The sequence below is a fragment of the Pseudomonas sp. MWU13-2105 genome (assembly GCF_023242315.1).
GTDB lineage: Bacteria > Pseudomonadota > Gammaproteobacteria > Pseudomonadales > Pseudomonadaceae > Aquipseudomonas.
Map to the genome: position 1 here is coordinate 195,590 of NZ_JALLIY010000005.1, position 20,740 is coordinate 216,329.

At 64.5% G+C, this 20,740-nt stretch carries 21 protein-coding genes; 17 read left to right on the top strand and 4 right to left on the bottom strand.

Annotated elements, in window-relative coordinates; translation table 11 throughout:
• Window positions 1–302 precede the first annotated feature (302 nt).
• From M5B96_RS09070 to M5B96_RS09140, 15 genes are all read left to right on the top strand, one after another.
• On the top strand, window positions 303–443 hold the full coding sequence (locus M5B96_RS09070; protein WP_248796342.1) for a hypothetical protein: 141 nt from the start codon (window positions 303–305) through the stop codon (window positions 441–443).
• A gap of 712 nt (window positions 444–1,155) precedes the next feature.
• Window positions 1,156–1,827 (top strand): GntR family transcriptional regulator, encoded by a 672-nt coding sequence (locus tag M5B96_RS09075; RefSeq protein WP_248796343.1) that lies wholly within the window; start codon window positions 1,156–1,158, stop codon window positions 1,825–1,827.
• Between the two features lie 115 nt (window positions 1,828–1,942).
• Window positions 1,943–2,875: a 4-hydroxyproline epimerase gene (locus tag M5B96_RS09080; RefSeq protein ID WP_248796344.1), complete on the top strand. Its 933-nt coding sequence runs from the start codon at window positions 1,943–1,945 to the stop codon at window positions 2,873–2,875.
• Window positions 2,872–3,987: an NAD(P)/FAD-dependent oxidoreductase gene (locus M5B96_RS09085; RefSeq protein ID WP_248796345.1), complete on the top strand. Its 1,116-nt coding sequence runs from the start codon at window positions 2,872–2,874 to the stop codon at window positions 3,985–3,987. Before M5B96_RS09080 ends, M5B96_RS09085 begins: the two co-directional genes overlap by 4 nt.
• Window positions 3,980–4,216 carry a 2Fe-2S iron-sulfur cluster-binding protein gene (locus M5B96_RS09090; RefSeq protein WP_248796346.1) on the top strand — a complete coding sequence of 79 codons (237 nt, stop codon included), beginning with the start codon at window positions 3,980–3,982 and terminating at the stop codon, window positions 4,214–4,216. The genes M5B96_RS09085 and M5B96_RS09090 overlap by 8 nt, the downstream gene beginning before the upstream one ends.
• Window positions 4,213–5,469: an FAD/NAD(P)-binding oxidoreductase gene (locus tag M5B96_RS09095; protein WP_248796347.1), complete on the top strand. Its 1,257-nt coding sequence runs from the start codon at window positions 4,213–4,215 to the stop codon at window positions 5,467–5,469. Before M5B96_RS09090 ends, M5B96_RS09095 begins: the two co-directional genes overlap by 4 nt.
• Before the next feature lie 74 nt (window positions 5,470–5,543).
• On the top strand, window positions 5,544–6,293 hold the full coding sequence (locus M5B96_RS09100) for an AraC family transcriptional regulator (RefSeq protein ID WP_248796498.1): 750 nt from the start codon (window positions 5,544–5,546) through the stop codon (window positions 6,291–6,293).
• A 387-nt stretch (window positions 6,294–6,680) separates the two neighbouring features.
• Window positions 6,681–7,499, top strand: a complete 819-nt coding sequence (locus M5B96_RS09105) for a transporter substrate-binding domain-containing protein (RefSeq protein WP_248796348.1) — start codon at window positions 6,681–6,683, stop codon at window positions 7,497–7,499.
• A 10-nt stretch (window positions 7,500–7,509) separates the two neighbouring features.
• Window positions 7,510–9,291 carry an aconitase X gene (locus M5B96_RS09110; protein ID WP_248796349.1) on the top strand — a complete coding sequence of 594 codons (1,782 nt, stop codon included), beginning with the start codon at window positions 7,510–7,512 and terminating at the stop codon, window positions 9,289–9,291.
• Window positions 9,284–9,949 carry an amino acid ABC transporter permease gene (locus M5B96_RS09115; protein ID WP_248796350.1) on the top strand — a complete coding sequence of 222 codons (666 nt, stop codon included), beginning with the start codon at window positions 9,284–9,286 and terminating at the stop codon, window positions 9,947–9,949. Before M5B96_RS09110 ends, M5B96_RS09115 begins: the two co-directional genes overlap by 8 nt.
• Window positions 9,950–9,959: 10 nt before the next feature.
• Window positions 9,960–10,610 (top strand): amino acid ABC transporter permease, encoded by a 651-nt coding sequence (locus M5B96_RS09120; RefSeq protein WP_248796351.1) that lies wholly within the window; start codon window positions 9,960–9,962, stop codon window positions 10,608–10,610.
• Window positions 10,603–11,325, top strand: a complete 723-nt coding sequence (locus M5B96_RS09125; protein WP_248796352.1) for an amino acid ABC transporter ATP-binding protein — start codon at window positions 10,603–10,605, stop codon at window positions 11,323–11,325. The genes M5B96_RS09120 and M5B96_RS09125 overlap by 8 nt, the downstream gene beginning before the upstream one ends.
• A gap of 143 nt (window positions 11,326–11,468) precedes the next feature.
• Window positions 11,469–12,497, top strand: a complete 1,029-nt coding sequence (locus tag M5B96_RS09130; protein ID WP_248796353.1) for a trans-3-hydroxy-L-proline dehydratase — start codon at window positions 11,469–11,471, stop codon at window positions 12,495–12,497.
• A 134-nt stretch (window positions 12,498–12,631) separates the two neighbouring features.
• Window positions 12,632–13,549, top strand: a complete 918-nt coding sequence (locus M5B96_RS09135; RefSeq protein WP_248796354.1) for a dihydrodipicolinate synthase family protein — start codon at window positions 12,632–12,634, stop codon at window positions 13,547–13,549.
• 23 nt (window positions 13,550–13,572) lie between these two features.
• The gene (locus M5B96_RS09140; RefSeq protein ID WP_248796355.1) at window positions 13,573–15,153 is read left to right on the top strand and encodes an aldehyde dehydrogenase (NADP(+)); all 1,581 of its coding nucleotides are present in this window, start codon (window positions 13,573–13,575) and stop codon (window positions 15,151–15,153) included.
• Window positions 15,154–15,196: 43 nt separating this feature from the next.
• Here M5B96_RS09140 and M5B96_RS09145 read toward each other — a convergent pair whose 3' ends face one another.
• A complete protein-coding gene (locus tag M5B96_RS09145; protein ID WP_248796356.1) occupies window positions 15,197–16,204 on the bottom strand; it encodes an Ldh family oxidoreductase in 1,008 nt (335 codons plus the stop codon).
• Between the two features lie 193 nt (window positions 16,205–16,397).
• On the opposite strand from M5B96_RS09145, the gene M5B96_RS09150 reads away from it, so the two are divergent.
• Both M5B96_RS09150 and M5B96_RS09155 read left to right on the top strand, forming a co-directional pair.
• The gene (locus M5B96_RS09150; RefSeq protein WP_248796357.1) at window positions 16,398–16,883 is read left to right on the top strand and encodes a flavin reductase family protein; all 486 of its coding nucleotides are present in this window, start codon (window positions 16,398–16,400) and stop codon (window positions 16,881–16,883) included.
• Between the two features lie 116 nt (window positions 16,884–16,999).
• Window positions 17,000–18,043 (top strand): LLM class flavin-dependent oxidoreductase, encoded by a 1,044-nt coding sequence (locus tag M5B96_RS09155; protein WP_248796358.1) that lies wholly within the window; start codon window positions 17,000–17,002, stop codon window positions 18,041–18,043.
• 153 nt (window positions 18,044–18,196) lie between these two features.
• Here the strand turns inward: M5B96_RS09155 and M5B96_RS09160 are convergent, their stop codons facing one another.
• From M5B96_RS09160 to M5B96_RS09170, 3 genes are read right to left on the bottom strand one after another with little or no spacing between them, the layout of a single operon-like run.
• A complete protein-coding gene (locus M5B96_RS09160) occupies window positions 18,197–18,952 on the bottom strand; it encodes a PAS domain-containing protein (protein WP_248796359.1) in 756 nt (251 codons plus the stop codon).
• Between the two features lie 2 nt (window positions 18,953–18,954).
• The gene (locus tag M5B96_RS09165; protein ID WP_248796360.1) at window positions 18,955–19,614 is read right to left on the bottom strand and encodes a response regulator; all 660 of its coding nucleotides are present in this window, start codon (window positions 19,612–19,614) and stop codon (window positions 18,955–18,957) included.
• The gene (locus M5B96_RS09170) at window positions 19,583–20,686 is read right to left on the bottom strand and encodes an ATP-binding protein (protein ID WP_248796361.1); all 1,104 of its coding nucleotides are present in this window, start codon (window positions 20,684–20,686) and stop codon (window positions 19,583–19,585) included. Before M5B96_RS09170 ends, M5B96_RS09165 begins: the two co-directional genes overlap by 32 nt.
• Between the last annotated feature and the right edge of the window lie 54 nt (window positions 20,687–20,740).

Below are 20,740 nucleotides of genomic sequence, written 5' to 3' on the forward strand. Positions count from 1 at the left end.
AGCTCAAGCCCTTCAAGCCGAGACTCATACCCCTTGCCGCGAACGATTTTCCGGAATGTCGCCTTCAGGCCCATGGGCGACAGGGAAAATCGCTGCGCTCCGACCGGCATGAGTTCCAAGGCAATAGCACGACACAGCAGGTACCAGAGGCCACCAAACTCCAATAGTTCGAAGTCAAAGATTGGCGCGGTTTCCCGTCCATCCTGGCGCAACTGAGGAAGCGTCTCACCGATCAAGGTGCGGAAGTATTTCCGCAGTATGTCGCCACGTCGCTCAACCAGCTCAGCGCGATCGAGATTGAAATGACTGATCGTTTCAAAAGCACGCTCGGTCAGGGGGAAAAGCCTCCCGGAAAGATCAGCGCACAGGTGAGTATCGAAACGCCTTTGCTCACAAGGATCAAGCAAGGCATTGCGTTCTTTCAGCGGATAGCCGCGCCATAAGCCCAGGTCCTGCGCCGCGTAATATTGCAATAGTTTTTCGGTAGGCACCGACACGCGTTTGCCCAGGACGGGGAAGTGACCTGGCCGGTCAGGCTTACATCCCGTACAGATGGAATAGATGTTCTCCCAGGCGTCGCTCAGCCAGACGTAATACAGATGAGCGTTTGACGTTTGCTCGACAGGCGTGACACCACTGTCCGGACGAAATCGGTAGGGGGACGTGGGAACCGCACTTTCGCAGAACGCACATTTGCCGTGAAACAATCGCTTCAGACTGATATGGACGGACTCGTATTCCAGATCGAGCCGAAATAGCGGGGCCCGGGTTTGCGCCCTCCTCGTTTGGCCAGCAAGCCAATAGTTAACCAGTGTCTGCCTGCTGGCCCTGGCCTCCGGACCTTGCAAAAAACTCGGCGGTGACACGGAACTGCGATCAAAGCGTTGCATGACTCTCTTCCCTAAGCCGTCAGGGGAAAGCCTGTCACTGTCCCCAAAAGCCAATGACTCTAAACGGCAGCTCGGAAAAAGGGGAGGCGTTTTTCGCTCAATACCGCCCGGTCAGCACCTGGCGCCGCGCCCTGAGCCAAGCACAGGGGCAACCCCCGTGGTAGCTGTCGCCGGAGCGAATGACGGGATCGTTCAACTCATCCCTCAGGACCAGCAACACGATTTCGTATACCATCTGCACAAATCATCTCGAACGATCAGAACCGTGGCCCTACCAAAACTCAACGCCCCCGACCTCGGCAATTCGCCGTCGACCTCGGAAATCATCACCCGGCACCTGCGCGACGCCATCGTCGCCGGGCATTTCGCCGAGGATGAGCCGATTCGCCAGGACGATATCGCCCGCCAGTTCAACGTCAGCAAGATTCCGGTGCGCGAAGCCCTCAAGCGCCTGGAGGCCGAAGGCCTGGTGATGTTCCAGCGCAATCGCGGGGCGATGGTCACGCGGGTGTCCGATGCGGAACTGGCGCAGATGTTCGAAGTGCGCATGCTGCTGGAAGACAAGGTGCTGCGCCTGGCGATTCCGAACATGACCGAAGAGACCTTTACCCGCGCCGAACGCATCTGCCAGGAATTCATCGGCGAAGATGACGTCGGCCGCTGGGCCGAACTCAACTGGGAACTGCACGCCTGCCTCTACGAGCCGGCGCAACGGCCGTTTCTGGTGGGTCTGATCCGCTCGGTCAACGACAAGCTGGAGCGCTACCTGCGCATGCAGATGAGCCTTTCCGCCGGCAAGGAGCGCGCCGACCACGAACACCGGGAAATCCTCGCGGCCTGCCGCGCCGGTGACGTCGACCTCGCGGTGAAATTGCTCGACGAGCATATTGCCGGTGTCTGCAAGACCCTGTTCGAGCACCTGCCCCACAGTCACTGAGCGACGCAACGCACTGTGCTGATTTCGTCATCGGTACCGGCTAAATCCCTCAAGCCGACACGCCCCTGCGCAGGCCACTCTTGCCTTCACTTATCTGAACGGACGTGGCCCTCCCATGAAACGCATCAGCGTGATCGACTCCCACACCGGCGGCGAACCCACCCGCCTGGTGATCGCCGGTTTTCCTGACCTGGGCAACGGCAGCATGGCCGAACGGCGCCAGCGCCTGGCTGAACAACATGACCGGTGGCGCGCGGCCTGCGTGCTCGAACCGCGCGGCAGCGATGTGCTGGTCGGCGCCCTGCTCTGCGAGCCGGTGGACCCGAATGCCTGTGCCGGGGTGATTTTCTTCAACAATAGCGGTTACCTCGGCATGTGCGGCCACGGCACCATCGGCCTGGTGGCTTCGTTGGCGCACCTGGGCAAGATCGGCCCCGGCACCCACAGCATCGAGACACCGGTGGGCACGGTGCAGGCGACGTTGCACGAAGACCATTCGGTCAGCGTGCGCAACGTCCCGGCCTATCGTTACCAGAAAGCCCTGGCGCTGGAGGTACCGGGCATCGGCCAGGTCATTGGCGATATCGCCTGGGGCGGCAACTGGTTTTTCCTGATCGCCGAGCACGGCCTGGACATTGCCGGCGACAATCTCGAGGCCCTGACCGCCTATACCTTCGCCGTCCAGCAAGCCCTGGAGGCCCAGGGCATTCGCGGTGAAGATGGCGGGCTGATCGATCATATCGAGCTGTTCGCCGCTGACCCGCGCGCTGACAGTCGCAACTTCGTCCTCTGTCCCGGCAAGGCCTACGACCGCTCCCCTTGCGGTACCGGGACCAGCGCCAAACTGGCCTGCCTGGCGGCCGATGACAAGTTGCAGCCGGGGCAGATCTGGCGTCAGGCCAGCGTTATCGGCAGCGAATTCGAGGGGTCCTACGAGCGGCTCGGCGAACGCATCGTGCCGACCATTCGCGGCCGCGCCTTTATCAGCGCCGAAGCCAGCCTGATCATCGAACAGGACGACCCGTTCGCCTGGGGCATCCGCCCGTGAACGAGGGCCGGGTGGCCGATGTGATCGTGATCGGCGCCGGCATCATTGGCGCCGCCTGTGCCCAGGCGCTGGCGCGGCGCGGCTTGCAGGTCCTGGTGCTGGACGCCGGCCTGCCCGGGGCGACGGCGGCGGGCATGGGCCATTTGCTGGTGCTCGACGACAACCCCGCCGAGCTGGCGCTGAGTCAGTACTCCCTGCAACGCTGGCGTGAAACGGCGGCGACACTCCCCGACGGCTGCGCCTACCGCGGCAACGGTACCCTGTGGCTGGCGGCCAACGCTGAAGAAATGGCCGTCGCCCAGGGCAAATACCTGAACCTGCGGGCCCGGGGCGTAGCCTGCGAGTTGCTCAACAGCAGCGCCTTGCGCCAGCGCGAGCCGGAATTGCGCGAAGGCCTGGAAGGCGGACTGCTGATCAATGGCGACGGCATTCTCTATGCACCGGCGACGGCCCGCTGGATGCTCGAAACCACGAATATCAGCCAACGCCGGGCGCGAGTCAGTGAAGTCGACGGCAACCGCGTGCGCCTCGCCGACGGTCACTGGCTGGATGCCGACGCGGTGATCCTGGCCAATGGCGTCCAGGCCAGCGAGCTGTGCCCGGAGCTGCCGATCGTGCCAAAAAAGGGCCACTTGCTGATCACCGACCGCTACCCCGGTAAAGTCACCCACACACTGGTGGAACTCGGCTATGTCACCAGCGCCCACAACGCCACTGGCCCTTCGGCGGCCTGCAATATCCAGCCGCGCCCGACCGGGCAGCTGTTTATCGGCGCCTCGCGGCAATTCGGCACCACTGACCCGCAGGTCGAAGGCTGGATGCTCGCCAAGATGCTCAGGCGCGCCACCGAGTACATGCCCGGACTGGCACAACTCAATGCTATCCGCGCCTGGACCGGCTTTCGCGCCGCCAGCCCCGACGGCCTGCCGCTGGTGGGCCAGCACCCGCAACGCCAAGGCTTGTGGCTGGCCGTCGGCCATGAAGGCCTGGGGGTCACCACGGCCCCCGGTACCGCCGACCTGCTGGTGGCGCAACTGTTCAATGAAACGCCGCCGCTGGCCGCACAACCCTATTTGCCGCAACGTTTTCTCGGGGAAGCCGTTTATGCCTGAATTGATCCTGGATGGTTGCACCCTGAGGGTTGCCGAAGGCACCAGCGTCGCGGCAGCCCTGGCCCTGGCCGGCGACGGCTGCACGCGGACCGCGGTCACTGGCCAACGCCGCGCACCGCTGTGCGGCATGGGCATATGCCAGGAATGCCGGGTAAATATCGACGGCCGCCGCCGACTGGCCTGCCAGACCCTCTGTCGTGACGGCATGCACGTGGAGACCCGGACATGAGCGACTACGCCGACCTGCTGATCATCGGTGCCGGTCCCGCCGGCATGGCCGCCGCGCTCGCCGCCGCGCCAAGCGCCGCGCGGATCGTGATTCTCGACGACAACCCGCTGCCGGGCGGGCAAATCTGGCGCGACGGCCCCCAGGCCAAGCTGCCGGACCAGGCCCGTAATCTGCGCGAGCAACTGGAGCGCCACGGCAATATCCGGCGCCATACCAGCACCCGGGTGATTGCCTGTGCCGGGCCGAAACAGCTGCTGGTCGAGGACGATGAGCGCGGCTGGGTCATCGCTTACGACAAGCTGATCTTGTGCACCGGCGCGCGTGAATTGCTGCTGCCCTTCCCTGGCTGGACCTTGCCCGGGGTAACCGGGGCCGGCGGACTCCAGGCGCTGATCAAGGGCGGATTGCCGGTGCGCGATGAGCGCCTGGTGATTGCCGGTAGCGGGCCATTGCTGCTGGCCAGCGCCGCGACGGCCAGACACAACGGTGCCCGGCTGCTGCGTATCGCCGAGCAGGCAAGCGCCCGCGCCGTCACCGGTTTCGCCGCGCAACTGCCGCGTTGGCCCGGCAAGCTGCTGCAATCGTTCAGCCTGTTCGACCGCCATTATCGAACCGACAGCCATGTCCTCGCCGCCCTGGGCAGCGACCGCCTGGAAGGCGTGCGCCTGCAACAACAGGGCAAGATCGTCGAGCTGGCCTGCGAGCGCCTGGCCTGCGGCTTCGGCCTGATCCCCAACACCCAGCTGGGCCAGGCGCTGGGCTGCGCACTCGATGGCCAGGCGCTGGCGGTCGATGCCTGGCAAGCCAGCAGTCGTGTCGATCACTATGCGGCGGGAGAATGCACCGGCTTCGGCGGCAGTGAACTGGCGTTGATCGAAGGCACGATTGCCGGTCACGCGGCGGTCGGTGAGCGTCCGCAAGCCCAGGCCTTGTGGCCGCAACGGGCACGCTGGCAGGGCTTTGCCGACGCCTTGCAGCACAGCTTCAGGCTCAACCCGCGGCTCAAGTCACTGGCCCGGCCCGATACCCTGGTATGTCGCTGCGAAGATGTGCCCTACTCCGCACTGGCCGCCCACGCCGACTGGCGCGAGGCCAAACTGGCCAGCCGCTGCGGGATGGGGGCCTGCCAGGGCCGGGTCTGTGGCGCCGCCGCGCAACACCTGTTCGGCTGGCAACCCTCGGCACCGCGTCCGCCTTTCAGCCCGGCACGAATCGAGACCTTATTGTGCCTGGACGACTCGCCGCCGGCCTGAATCCCGGCCCGGGGCTTCCGGGCCCGGCGCCGAGCCTCTATGATCCAGCGGATCGCCCCCAGACTTCCAGCGCCATGTACGCCTCGCTCAGCCACTTCAAACCCTGCGACCTGCCGACCCTGCTGAGCAGTCTGCAGGCGCTGGCGCCACTGCTCGATACCCTGCCGGACGTGGTGTTCTTCATCAAGGACTGCGAGGCCCGCTACGCCTTCGTCAACCAGACCCTGGCGCGGCGCTGCGGCTTCAAGGCGAGTACCGAGCTGCTCGGGCGTACCGCCGACATGGTCTTCCCGGAACGCTTCGGCCCGCTGTACACCGCGCAGGATCGGCGGGTGCTGTCGAGCGGTCGCGAGCTGGCCGACCAACTCGAACTGCACCTCTATTACGGCAACCAGCCGATCTGGTGCCTGACCCACAAACTCGCGCTGTATGACCCGCAAGGCCGTATCGTCGGCCTCGCCGGGATCTCCCGCGATCTGCAACTGCCGCAGTCCAGCCACCCGGCCTTCCCGAAACTCGCCGCGGTGGACGCCCATATCCGTAGCCACTTCGCCCGGTCCATCAGCCTGGCCGAACTGACGGCGATTGCCGGGTTTTCCGTGGCGCAACTGGAGCGTCACTGCAAGCGGGTGTTCCAGCTCACCCCACGGCAGATGATCCACAAGGCGCGCCTGGAAGAATCCTCGCGGCTGTTACTCGACACCGACTTGCCGATCACCGAAATCGCCCTGCGCTGCGGTTACACCGACCACAGCGCCTTCAGCCGGCAGTTCCGCGCCCTGACCAGCCTGGCGCCCAGCCAATACCGCGACAGCCGGCGCTGAGCCTCCCATCCCCTTGAAACCCACAACACTGTTGTGTGGTGTCACTGTGGGAGCGGAGCTTGCCCGCGAAGCTTTTGGCGGCCTCAAGGGCCTCTTCGCGGGCAAGCTCCGCTCCCACAATGACCGAGTCAATGATCGAGTCGGCACTGGCTGAAGGCGGTGTTCCTTTAAAGGGCGCTGTCGCGAAAACATGCTCCCTTCTGTAACACCCTCTCGCCCCCTATCGGCGAACGCCTGAGCCTCTCCCTTCCGGCAACCCCTCTAACCCAAGGACCGACGAATAATTCATGTCCTGACAGTGAAACAGGCACATTCATTGCTAATATAATATCGTATACGAAATTCCTAATACGACAGCCAACACCACTCACCGATAACGAGGTCTCCATGAAAAATCCCGTTTTTGCCGCAGCGCTCAGTGTGGTTCTCAGTTCGTCCTTTATCGCTACGGCCCAGGCCGACAAGCTCGACGACATCATCGGCTCGGGCAAGCTGCGTTGCGCCGTGACCCTGGACTTCCCACCGATGGGCTCGCGCGATGAGAGCAACAAACCGGTGGGCTTCGACGTCGACTACTGCAACGACCTGGCAAAAGTCCTCGGGGTCGATGCCGAGATCGTCGAGACGCCGTTTCCGGACCGGATTCCGGCGCTGGTCTCGGGCCGTGCCGACGTGATCGTCGCCTCCACCTCCGACACCCTCGAACGGGCCAAGACCGTCGGCCTGTCGCTGCCCTACTTCGCCTTCCAGATGGTGGTACTGACCCGCAGCGACACCGGTATCAACAAGTACGAAGACCTCAAGGGCAAGCCGGTCGGCAACACCAGCGGCACCTTTGAAGCCCTCGCCCTGGAAAAAGACCAGAAGAGCTGGGGCACCGGCAGCTTCCGCGCCTATCAATCGCAGAACGACACCATCCTCGCCGTCGCCCAGGGCCATATCGACGCCACCGTCGTCACCAACACCGTGGCAGCCGCTACGCTCAAATCAGGCAAATACAAGAACCTGAAGGTCGCCGGCAACGCGCCGTACGTGATCGACTATGTCTCGCTGGGCGCCAAGCGCAATGAGTACGGCCTGATCAACTACCTCAACCTGTTCATCAACCAACAGGTGCGTACCGGACGTTACAAGGAGCTGTTCGTCAAATGGGTCGGGACCGAGATTCCACCGACCGACCTGACCGTGCCCCACGTCTACTACTGAGGAAACCTGAATGCCCAGCACGCTCACTTCCCTGCCAGGACGCAGCCTGGTCGAGGGGGCCGGCCAAGGCCCCTTGCTGTTCGCCGATGTCGGCCTGAGTTTCTGGGGCGGAGTCGATCCGTTCAGTGGCGAGGTGATCGACCGCCATCATCCCCTCAGTGGCGAACACCTGGCCGGCCGCGTGCTGGCGCTACCCAGCGGTCGCGGTTCCTGTACCGGCAGCAGTGTCATGATGGAGTTGATCAGCAACGGTCACGCGCCGGCGGCGCTGGTGTTGGCCGAACCGGACGAAATCCTGAGCCTTGGCGTGCTGGTGGCCCAGGTGATTTTCCAACGCTCCCTGCCGGTGCTGTGCATCGGCCGGGAGGCCTTTGCCGCCTTGCGCGGCAAGGCCTTTGCCCGGGTCGATGGCGCCCGCCTGGAACTCTTCGACGAGCCTCCCGCCGATCACTGGCAGGCACCGACTACACCGGTGCAGGCCCGCCCCTCGGCCAGCCGCGTCGAACTCAGCGAGCACGACCTGGCCCTGCTTGACGGCCAGTATGGCAAGGCCGCCCAGGTGGCCATGCAAATCATCCTGCAAATGGCCGAGCTGCAAGGCGCCCGCGCCTTGCTGGACGTGACCCAGGCGCATATCGACGGCTGCATCTATACGGGCCCGGCGAGCCTGCGCTTTGCCGAACAACTGGTGCAGTGGGGCGCGCGCGTGCGTGTCCCGACCACCCTCAATTCCATTTCCGTGGACCAGCGCCGCTGGCGCGAGTTGGGCATCGCCCCGGCCCTGGGCGTGCCCGCCAGTGCCTTGGGTGATGCCTATATGGCGATGGGCGCACAGCTCAGTTTCACCTGTGCGCCATACTTGCTCGACAGCGCGCCGAAGGTCGGCGAACAGATCGTCTGGGCCGAATCCAACGCCGTGGTCTACGCCAACAGCGTGCTCGGCGCCCGCACCCTGAAGTACCCCGACTACCTGGATATCTGCATTGCCCTGACCGGGCGCGCGCCGTTGATCGGCTGCCACCTGGATGCCCAGCGCAAAGCCCGACTGCAAATCGAACTGCCGCCCCTGGGCGAACTGGATGATTCGTTCTACCCGCTGCTCGGTTATCACATCGGCGCCCTGGCCGGCAGCCGGATTCCCCTGGTGCTCGGGCTGGAGCAGCGCCAGCCGAGCCTGGACGACCTGAAAGCCTTCGGCGCGGCCTTCGCCACCACCTCCGCGGCGCCGCTGTTTCATATCGCCGGGGTGACCCCGGAGGCCCTCGACCCGGCCCAGGTGCTGGAACCGGATGTGGTGCTGCCGGTGGAAAAAATCCGCCTGCAGGACCTGCTGCTCAGTTGGCGCGAACTCAACAGTGCCGACGACCCGCGGGTGGATGTGGTGTCGCTGGGCAACCCGCACTTTTCCCTCGGCGAATTTGCCCATCTGGCCCGTCTCTGCCGGGGTTGGCGCAAGCACCCCGACGTGGTCCTTGCCATCACCTGCGGGCGCACGGTCCTGGAGCAGGCGCGCACCGCCGGGTATATCGCGGTGATCGAAGCCTTCGGCGCGACCCTGGTCACCGACACCTGCTGGTGCATGCTCGGTGAACCGGTGATCCCGCCGGCCGCCACCACCCTGATGACCAACTCGGGCAAGTACGCCCACTACGCACCCGGGCTGGTCGGCCGCAAGGTGCACTTCGCCAGCCTGGCCGAATGCGTCAATGCCGCCTGTACCGCCAACGCCAGCGGGCGCCTGCCGGCCTGGCTGGCACCGGCCACCACACAGGAGAATCGCGCGCATGTTTGACTACACCTTTCAATGGCGCGCGGCCCTGCGCGCGCTGCCGGACATGCTCGGTGGCGCCCTCGTCACCTTCGAGACCGCCGCCTTGTCGATGGTCTTCGGGGTGCTGATCGCCCTGGCCCTGACCGTGATGCGCGAAACCAGGAATCCGTTGCTGCGTGGCATCGGCAATGGCTGGGTATCGATTGCCCGCAACACGCCTTCGCTGTTCCAGATCTACATCCTCTACTTCGGCCTCGGTTCGCTGGACCTGCATGTCAGTTCATGGTTCGCGCTGCTCGCCGGGATCACCTTCAACAACGCCGGTTATCTCGCGGAGAACTTTCGCGGCGGCCTCAAGGCGGTGCCCGACACGCAAGTACGCGCGGCGCGCTCCCTGGGCATGAGCGCCTTCCAGGCCTATCGGATGATCATCGTCCCGCAGTTGTTGCGCATCGTCTTCTATCCGCTGAGCAATCAGATGGTCTGGGCGGTATTGATGACGTCGCTGGGGGTGGTGGTCGGCCTGAACAATGACCTCACCGGGGTAACCCAGGAGTACAACGTCAAGACCTTCCGCACCTTCGAGTTCTTCGCCATTGCCGCGGTGCTGTATTACCTGATTGCCAAGGCGATCGTCGCGGCAGCCAGGCTGATGGCCTGGCGACTGTTCCGCTACTGAGGAGGTGACCATGTTTTCCACCAGCTTTTCCTGGAATGACCTGCTGTTCCTGCTCAACGGCGCCTGGGTCACCCTGCAACTGACGTTCTGGGCGATCCTCCTGGGCTCTGTCGCCGGGCTGCTGTTCGGCTTGTTGCGGGCGTTGTTGCCGCGCGCCAGCCTGCCCCTGGCCTGGGTACTCGATGCGTTTCGCAGCGTGCCGTTGCTGATCCAGTTCGTCTTGTTCAATTCGCTGAAAAGCATCGTCGGCCTGAATATCAGCGCCTTCAGCGTCGGCTGCATCGTGCTCGGGGTCTACACCGCCGCGTACTTCACCGAGATCGTCCGCGGTGGCGTGCTGTCGGTGCCGCTGACCCTGCGCCGGGCCAGTCGCTCGCTGGGCCTGAGCTTCCTCCAGGACCTGCGCTGGATCGTCCTGCCGATGGCCACGCGGGTGGCGTTCCCCGGCTGGCTGAACCTGGTACTCGGGGTGATGAAAGACACCGCGCTGGTGATGTGGATCGGCATCGTCGAACTGCTGCGCGCCTCGCAAACCATCGTCACGCGCATCCAGGAACCGCTGCTGGTGCTGTGCATCGCGGGCCTTATCTACTACGTCATGAGCCTGGTGGTCGCTCGCCTCGGCGCTCGTCTGGAAAGAAGGTGGCAAGAAAATGATTGAGATCGACAACGTACACAAATCCTTCGGCGACCTGGAAGTGGTCAAGGGCGTCAGCCTGACGGTGAACAAAGGCGAGGTGGTCTCGATCATCGGCGGCTCCGGCTCCGGCAAGTCGACCCTGCTGATGTGCATCAACGGCCTGGAATCGATTCACAAGGGCAGCGTGCGTGTCGACGGCATCGAGGTCCACGACAAGGCCACCGACCTCAACCGCCTGCGCCAGCGGATCGGCATCGTGTTCCAGCAATGGAACGCCTTCCCGCACCTGACCGTGCTGGAGAACGTGATGCTGGCGCCGCGCAAGGTGCTCGGCAAGAGCAGGCAGGAAGCCGAGGAACTGGCGGTCCGGCAACTGACCCACGTGGGCCTCGGCGACAAGCTCAAGACCTTCCCCGGCAAGCTCTCCGGCGGCCAGCAACAGCGCATGGCGATTGCTCGCGCCCTGGCCATGTCGCCGGACTACATGCTGTTCGACGAAGCCACCTCGGCCCTCGACCCGCAACTGGTGGGCGAGGTGCTGGACACCATGCGCATGCTCGCCGAAGACGGCATGACCATGGTCCTGGTGACCCATGAAATCCGCTTTGCCCGGGATGTCTCCGACCGCGTGGCGTTCTTTCGCAACGGCCTGGTGCACGAGATCGGCGCGCCCGACCAGGTCATCGGCAACCCCGTGCAGCCGGAAACGGCGGCGTTCCTCAAATCAGTGAAATAACCGCTCCCCTGTGGGAGCAGGGCTTGCTCGTGAAGAGGCCGGCACAGGCACCGCAAACACGAGCTGAATGGCCGCCTTCGGCGGTTCGCGGGCAAGCACTGCTCCTACAGGACGGTGAACAGACACAAGAAGAGGTGTATGCAATGCGTTCATCGAAAATCGTTCATGTGGTCAGTTGCCACGCCGAAGGTGAAGTCGGCGATGTGATTGTCGGCGGCGTCGCCCCGCCGCCCGGGGCCAGCGTGTGGGAACAGTCGCGCTGGATCGCCGAGGATCAAACCCTGCGCAATTTCGTCCTCAACGAACCCCGCGGCGGGGTGTTCCGCCACGTCAACCTGCTGGTGCCGGCCAAGGACCCGCGGGCGCAGATGGCCTGGATCATCATGGAGCCGGCCGATACCCCGCCGATGTCCGGGTCCAACTCGTTGTGCGTGGCCACCGTGCTGCTCGACAGCGGCATCCTGCCGATGAGCGAACCGCAGACCCGGTTGGTCCTCGAAGCCCCCGGCGGGCTGATCGAAGCCGTGGCCGAGTGCAGGGACGGCAAGGTCCAGCGCGTGGAAATCAAGAACGTGCCATCGTTCGCCGACCGCCTCGACGCCTGGATCGAAGTCGAGGGCCTGGGTTCGGTCCAGGTCGACACCGCCTATGGCGGTGACAGCTTCGCCATTGTCGATGCCCAGCGCCTGGGCTTTGCCATTCGCCCCGACGAAGCCAGGGACATGGTCGAGATCGGCCTGAAGATCACCCGCGCCGCCAACGAGCAACTGGGCTTCGTCCACCCGCTGAACCCGGACTGGTCGCATATCTCCTTCTGCCAGATCGCCGCGCCGGTGGTCTACGAGAACGGCGTTGCCAGCGGCGCCAACGCCGTGGTGATCCGCCCCGGCAAGATCGACCGCTCGCCCTGTGGCACCGGTTGCTCGGCGCGCATGGCGGTACTGCGGGCCAAGGGCTTGCTGCAGGTCGGCGAACGTTTTATCGGGCGCTCGATCATCGGCTCGGAATTCCATTGCCGCATCGATTCCCTGACCGAAGTGGCCGGGCGTCCGGCGATCTACCCATGCCTGTCCGGCCGGGCCTGGATCACCGGCACCCATCAGTTGCTGCTCGACCCGAGCGATCCCTGGCCACAAGGCTACCGGTTGTCGGACACCTGGCCCGGTGCCTGAGCGCCAACACCACGGCTGGACAGCTGATTGCGACAAACCGGCAGTGCCTACGCGGCGCCCGGCGAAAAAATACTGGTCTATTTTTTTCACTTAAAATATCGTATACGAAATACGTTAACCCACTGGAGTACATCATGAGCAAACGCATCAACTGGAGCGGCGTCTTCCCGGCGGTCACCACTCAATTCAACGACGACTTCTCCATCAACCTGGAAAAGACCCACCAGGTGATCTCCAACGTCATCCGTGACGGCGTCTCCGGCCTGGTGGTCTGCGGCTCGGTGGGGGAAAACACCTCGCTGAGCGCCGAAGAAAAGATCGCCGTGACCGAAGTCGCGGTGGACGCTTCCCGCGGCCGCGTGCCGGTGATCTGCGGCGTCGCCGAGTTCACCAGCGTGCAGGCGGCCAAGGTCGCCAACGCCGTGCGCAAAGCCGGGGTCGACGGCGTGATGCTGATGCCGGCGCTGGTCTACGGTTCCAAGCCGTTCGAGACCGCCGAGCACTATCGCTATGTGGCGAAAAACGCCGACGTGCCGCTGATGGTCTACAACAACCCGCCGATCTACAAAAACGACGTGACCCCGGACATCCTGATTTCCCTGGCCGACTGCGACAACGTGGTGTGCTTCAAGGACTCTTCGGGCGACACCCGGCGTTTCATCGACGTGCGCAATGAAGTCGGCGACCGCTTCGTGCTGTTCGCCGGCCTCGACGATGTGGTGCTGGAAAGCATCGCGGTGGGTGCCGAAGGCTGGGTCTCGGGCATGTCCAACGTGTTCCCGGTCGAGGGCGAAACCATCTTCCGCCTGGCCAAGGCCGGGCGCTTCGCCGAAGCCATGCCGATCTACGAATGGCTGATGCCGATCCTGCACCTCGACGCCCGTGCCGACCTGGTGCAGTGCATCAAGTTGTGCGAGGCCATCGCCGGTCGCGGCAGCGCCCTGACCCGTCCGCCCCGCCTGGCCCTGCCGGAAGCCGATCGGCTGTTCGTCGAGCGGATCATGGCCAAGGCGATGGCCAATCGTCCGCACTTGCCGGACGTCGGTCTCTGAGTTTTTTCCGACAGGAGTGTCCCATGTCCGAGATCATCGGCCACAACTACATCGGCGGTGCGCGCAGCGCCGCCGGCACTATCACCCTGCACAGTCATGACGCCGGCAGCGGTGAGCCCCTGCCCTTCGTTTTCACCCAAGCCACCCCTGAGGAAGTAGGCGCCGCCGCCCAAGCCGCCGCGGCGGCCTACCCGCTCTTTCGCACGCTGTCGGCCAGCCGGCGCGCGGAGTTTCTCGAGGCCATCGCCGCGCAGCTGGATGCCCTGGGCGATGATTTCGTCACCCTGGTCACCCGCGAGACGGCTCTGCCAAGCGCTCGGATCCAGGGCGAACGCGCGCGCACCAGCGGCCAGCTGCGCCTGTTCGCGCAGGTACTGCGCCGGGGTGATTTCTATGGCGCGCGCATCGACCGCGCATTGCCCGAACGCCAGCCGCTGCCCAGGGTCGATCTGCGCCAGTACCGGATCGGTGTCGGTCCGGTCGCGGTGTTCGGTGCGAGCAATTTCCCGCTGGCCTTCTCCACCGCCGGCGGCGATACCGCGGCCGCCCTGGCCGCTGGCTGCCCGGTGGTGTTCAAGGCCCACAGTGGGCATATGGCCACCGCCGAACGGGTGGCCGACGCGATCATCCGCGCCGCCGAGCAGACCGATATGCCCAAGGGCGTGTTCAACATGATCTACGGCGCCGGTGTCGGTGAAGCCCTGGTCAAGCACCCGGCGATCCAGGCCGTCGGCTTCACCGGCTCGCTGGCGGGCGGCCGCGCGCTCTGCGATATGGCCGCCGCGCGGCCACAGCCAATTCCGGTGTTCGCCGAAATGAGCAGCATCAATCCGGTACTGGTGTTGCCCGAAGCCTTGCAAGTGCGCGGCGAGAACATCGCCAGTGAACTGGCGGCTTCGGTGGTGCAGGGTTGCGGTCAGTTCTGTACCAATCCGGGACTGGTAATCGGCATTCGCTCGCCACGCTTCTGCGCGTTCACGGCACTGCTCAGTACCTTGATCAACGAACAGCCGGCGCAAACCATGCTCAACGCCGGCACCCTGCGCAGTTACCGCAACGGCGTGCAGGCCTTGCTCGATCATCCCGGCATCAGCCATCTGGCCGGCAAGGTCCAGCAGGGCAACCAGGCACAGCCACAACTGTTCAAGGCCGAGGTCCGACTGCTGCTCAACGGCGATCCGCTGTTACAGGAAGAAGTCTTCGGCCCCACCACAGTCATCGTTGAAGTGGCCGACCCAGCCGAGCTGCAACAGGCAGTCCAGGCTTTACAGGGTCAGCTCAGCGCCACGCTGATCGCCGAGGCCGGCGATCTGCAAAGCCACGCCGCGCTGCTGCCGCTGCTGGAGCAAAAGGTCGGCCGGGTGTTGTTCAATGGCTATCCGACCGGTGTCGAAGTCGCTGACGCCATGGTCCATGGCGGGCCTTACCCGGCCACTTCCGATGCCCGCGGCACGTCGGTCGGCAGCCTGGCCATCGAACGTTTCCTGCGCCCGGTGTGCTACCAGAACTGCCCGGATGCCTTGCTCCCCGAAGCCCTGCAAAATGCCAACCCGCTGGCTATCAATCGCCTGGTCGACGGCACCAGCCAGCGCGCGGCACTCTGAAAAAAAGCGCGCCATCGGCCAGACCGATGGCGCCCTTATGCACTCAGGCCAGCAGTGCTTTCAGATCGTTGTACAGCGCCTCGGGGATCTGCACCCCTTCCACCAGGCTGCGCGCTCGCGCCTCATAACGTCGTTGCGACGGCAAGCGCGCGCCCTGCCCCTGGATATTCTCGAACAGGGCTTCGGCACGGGCCAGGTGTTGCTCGGTGGCCGCACCGAGAAAGCGCCGCGGATCGAATGCGATGATCAGTTCGCCATGGTAGGGCGACGACTTGCTGCCGGCGTCGTGGGCCAGCGACTCGGCACTGGTCAGGTCACCGATCAAAGGCCCGGCGATCAGTTCCACCATGGCCGCCAACGCCGAGCCCTTGTGCCCGCCGAACGTCAACATCGCGCCGCTATCGAGTACCACGTTCGCATCGGTACTCGACTGTCCCTGCGCATCCACGCCCCAGCCTTCGGGGATCGCCTTGCCGGCACGGCGGTGCAACTCGATCTCGCCACGGGCCGTCGCGCTGGTGGCGAAATCGAAGACAAACGGATCATGGCCCGGACGCGGCCAGCCGAAGGCAATGGGATTGGTGCCAAACACCGGCTGGCTCCCGCCCGCCGGCGCGACCCAGGCATGGCTGGGTGTGCAGGCCAGCGCGACGAGGCCGGCGGCGGTCAGTTGTTCGATCTCGACCCAGAGCGCGGAGAAATGCACACAGTGATTGATCGCCAGGGCCGCAATCCCGTTGGCCCGGGCTTTGTCCCGCAGCAACGGCAGGCCCGCCTGGAACGCCAGCTGGGAGAAACCACCCGCCGCATCGACCCGCACAATGGACGGCGCCTGGTCGATGACCCGCGGTTCGGCCGCGGCGGCCACCTTGCCGGCCCTGAGGGAATTCACGCAGCCCAACAGCCGATACAGGCCATGGGAAGCACAGCCATCACGCTCGCCGGCAAGCACCGTGGCGCTCACCGCGCGGGCGTGGGCAAGGTTGAAACCGTTATGCAGCAAGATCGATTCGGCCAGCTCGCGAGCTTCGGCCAGGGACAGTCGGATCATCGTCAACTCCTCGAACAGACGCTCCAGACTGGCTTATTCCCGGGCGCGCGGCTTGATCGCTTTAGACCGGACCGATGACGAATTCGGCATACCCCGGGGCCTTGGAAAAAAGCGCTTGCAAGGATGGTATTACGGTATACCATAATACTTGAAAACAGCTAAAAAGCCGTTTCAGCCAGCCGAGGACCGTGCAATGATCGATGCCGCCATCTACAAACAAGTCATGGGCTCGTTCCCTTCCGGGGTCACCGTGATCACCACCCTGGATGACGACGGCCAGGTGGTGGGGCTCACTGCCAGCGCCTTCAGCTCCCTGTCCATGGAGCCGGCCCTGGTGCTGTTCTGTCCCAACTACAGCTCCGACTCCTATCCGCTGCTGATCAGGAACAAGCGTTTCGCCATTCATGTGCTGTCCGGAGGCCAGCAGCACGAAGCCTATGCCTTCGCTCGCAAGGGCAAGGACAAGGCCCAGGGCATCGAATGGACCTTGAGCGAACTGGGCAACCCGCTGCTGCCCAACGCCAGCGCCATCATCGAGTGCGAACTGTGGCGCGAGTATGAAGGCGGCGACCACGCGATCATGGTCGGCGCGGTGAAGAACCTGATCGTTCCCCGCCAGGACGCCGGCCCGATGATCTACTGCCACGGCAAGATGGGTGCCCTGCCCGTGCTCGCCTGAGCCATGGCGCCGACCGGCAAACGGTCCTTGCTTCACGGCAACAAACAGTATTACGGTATACCAACAGTTCAGCCGCCAGACCTGCCGGCCAACAACAAAAACCCGAGGTAAGCGTCATGAAGTTTTCCCTCTTCATCCATATGGAGCGCTGGGACGAAAGTGTCAGTCATCGCCAGCTGTTCGAAGACCTCAGCGAGCTGACCCTGCTGGCCGAGGCCGGCGGTTTCAGCACCGTCTGGATCGGCGAGCACCACGCCATGGAATACACCATTTCGCCGAGCCCGATGCCGCTGCTGGCCTATCTCGCCGCCAAGACCAGCACCATTCACCTGGGCGCCGGCACCATCATCGCGCCTTTCTGGCACCCGTTGCGGGTCGCCGGGGAATGTGCCCTGCTGGATGTGATCAGCAATGGCCGGATGGAAGTCGGCCTGGCCCGTGGCGCCTACCAGGTGGAATTCGATCGCATGGCCGGCGGCATGCCGGCCTCCTCCGGTGGCCAGGCGTTGCGGGAAATGGTTCCGGTGGTACGCGCCCTGTGGCAAGGCGACTATGCCCACGACGGCGAGATCTGGAAGTTCCCTACCTCCACCAGCGTCCCCAAGCCGATCCAGAAGCCCAACCCGCCGATGTGGATCGCCGCCCGCGACCCGGACTCGCACAACTTCGCCGTGGCCAATGGCTGCAACGTGATGGTCACGCCCTTGATGAAGGGCGACGAGGAGGTGCTGGACCTGAAGAACAAGTTCCAGGCCGCGCTGGACAACAACCCCGAGGTGCCGCGCCCGCAACTGATGGTGCTGCGCCACACCCACGTGCATGCGGTCGACGATCCCGAAGGCTGGAAAGTCGGGGCCACGGCGATCTCGAAATTCTATCGGACCTTCGACGCCTGGTTCGGCAACAAGCAGGTGCCGGTCAACGGCTTCCTGGCGCCAAGCCCGGAAGAAAAGTTTGCCGAACGGCCGGAATTCGCCCTGGAGAATATCCGCAAGAACACCATGATCGGCACGCCACAGGAAGTCATCGAGCGGATCCGCTATTACCAGGCACTGGGGGTCGATGAATACAGCTTCTGGTGCGACAACAGCCTGCCCCACGCCGAAAAGAAAAAGTCCCTGGAACTGTTTATCCAGCAGGTGGTGCCGGCCTTTCGCTGAGTCCTGGTCTCGACCGCAACTGTAGGAACAGGCGGTCGAGGTTCGATTGCTCGCGGTGCAGGTGACGTTGCAATGGGTGTCAGGCAGCCCGTGTTCGCGTTGACGACCAGCGCGAGCACGCTCGCTCCTGCAGGTCTCATAGCCGGCACGGGATCACGGAGCCTTGCGCTCGAAAATCGCGCCCTCGATCCCCAGTACCTCGCGATTGTCGGAATAGATCCCGACCCCCTTCTCCCACACCGTCTTGATCGAATGATCGGCGCAACGAATCCGATAGTTGAGTTCGAACGCCTCCTGCCGCGACAAGGCGTATTGCACCTCGCGCCAGACGTAGTCGGCATCCTGCGGATGAATCAGGCTGTTGTAGGTGAAGTCATGGTTGTCCACCAGGCGCTGCGCCGGATAACCGGTCAGTTGCAGGCAGCCGGCGCTGACAAACTCCATGGTCCAGTCGCGGTTGTTGCGCCCGCGGTAAATCAGCCCGGGCATGCTGTCGAGCAGGCTCTGGGTGCTGCGCTGGCTGGCTTGCAGGGCAATTTCCCGACGTTTGTGCGCGGTGACATCACTGACCGCCAGGTAAAAACCCTCGGCGCCGCGCTTGAGATTGACCTCGAACCAGCGCAACTCGCCCGAAGGGTGGACGAAACGCAGGCGCTGGTTGAAGGCCGTCTCGGGGCGTCGGCGCAATGCCTGGAGCGCCTGCCGCCATAGCGGCCGATCCTCCTGATGCACATAGTCGATCAGTGCGCGCTGGGCGTCCGGCCGGTCCATCAAGACAACCCAGGCGCTATTGCAGCGGGTGATCCGCGCATCGTCGCCGAGCTCCAGCAACGCCACCGGGAAGTGGTCCAGCAGCGCCTCGACCGGCTCGGTCAACAACGCTTCGAGCAGTGATCCGCGCTTGTCCATGACTAATGACGCTCCTCTTGTCGCCCGCTCCCGGCGTTGTGCACCCAGGCCGCCAGTTCCAGGCGCGAGTGCTGGTTCAACTTCTGCAGGAGATTTTTCACGTAGATCTTCACCGTGCCGTCGCTGATCCCCAGTTCCCGGGCGATCTGCTTGTTGCTCATGCCGGCGGCGATCAATGCCAGGGTCTGCCCCTCGCGTTCGGTCAGGCCGCCAGGGTCCGCCCGCGGTGGCGCCGGGGCGGCTTCACCCTGCCCGGCCAACAGCGAAACCAGGCTGTCGTCGAGGACAATCGCGCCCTTGTTGCAATTGCGCATATAGGCCAGCAGCGCATCGGGCTCGGTCTCCTTGAGCACATAGCCATTGGCGCCCAGGCGCAGCGCCGCCAGCAGCTCGGCGCGGTCCATCGACGCCGTCAGCACCACGATCTGGCAGCCGAGGCGCAACTGGCGCAACTCGTCGAGCACCTGCAAACCGCTGAGGCCGGGCATGTGCAAATCCAACAGGACCTGCTGCGGCGCCAGGCTCAGCGCCAGGTTGATGCCTTCGCGACCGCTGGCGGCCTGGCCCACCACCTCGAAATCGTCACTGGCGGCAAACAACTGCGCCAGCCCCTTGCGGAACAGCGGATGATCATCGATCAACAATAAGGTCGTGCAGTCCATTGAAACTCCCCTGGGGATCGTCTGCGTGGCGGGAAAGCCCCAGGTGCACGCGCACACCATGGGGGCGGATCGGTTCAATGGACAGTCGCGCGCCAATGCTACTGGCCCGTTCGCGGATGATTTCCAGGCCGAAATGGTTGTCTTCGCCGCAGGCCTGGCTCAGCCCGATGCCATCATCCTCCACCGCGACCGAAACCTCGCCCTCCTGAGTCTGGCGCAGCTCGATGCGCACGTGCCGCGCATGGGAATGGCGCACCGCGTTGGCCAGGGCTTCGCGGATGATCTGCAGGATCTGCAATTCGGTTTCCGGGTTGAGGGCATCGTCGGCCAGGCGGTTGTCCAGCTCGAAGACGATGATGCAACGCCGGGAAAACTCCGCCACCGAGTCCGCCAGGGCCTGGCGCAACGAACGCCCGTCCATGGTCAGCCGGGCGCTGGTGATCAGTTCGCGGACCTGGCGCTGCAACTGGCTCAGGCCACTGCGCAGCTCCCCCAGCGCGGCGTCGACCTGTGCCGGCTCGCCCAGGCGCGAATGCAGCAGGCGCGCCTGGAACGACAAGTAGCCCAACTGCTGGGCCACCGAGTCATGCAGCTCGCGGGCCAGGGCGCCGTACTGGGACGTGGCGTGCTTGCGCTGCTGCTCGCGCTTGTGCCGCAGCAGTTGCACCGTGACCCCGACCGCCCGCGCCGTCTCTTCCAGCAGTTGGCGCAAGGTCCGCCCGAGCGGGCCCGGGGCATCGAGCAACAACAGGCCGCGCTGCACCGTGTCCGCCTCCGGCAAGGCACAGAGCAGGCGATACGTGCCGTGCCGCTGACAGGCCCGGCACGGCTGCGGCAACTCGCTGACGGCGCCACCGCGCCAGGGACAGTTCGCCTCGCCCTGGCACAGACGGGTCAATTGCTTGCGGGACGGGCCGAGGTCCTCGTCACCGAGCATCAGGTTCAGCCGGTGACCGGGCAACAGTGCTTCGAAACGGTCCAGCAGACGTGGCCAGGCACCGTCAGCGTGCATCAGGCACAGGGGCAACTCGGCCAGCAGCCCGCGCACCTGGCGGACTTGTCCGGGGCTCACGCGCTGAAACCAGCGGGCCCACCACTGTGGTCGTGTTCGCACTGTCGATGACTC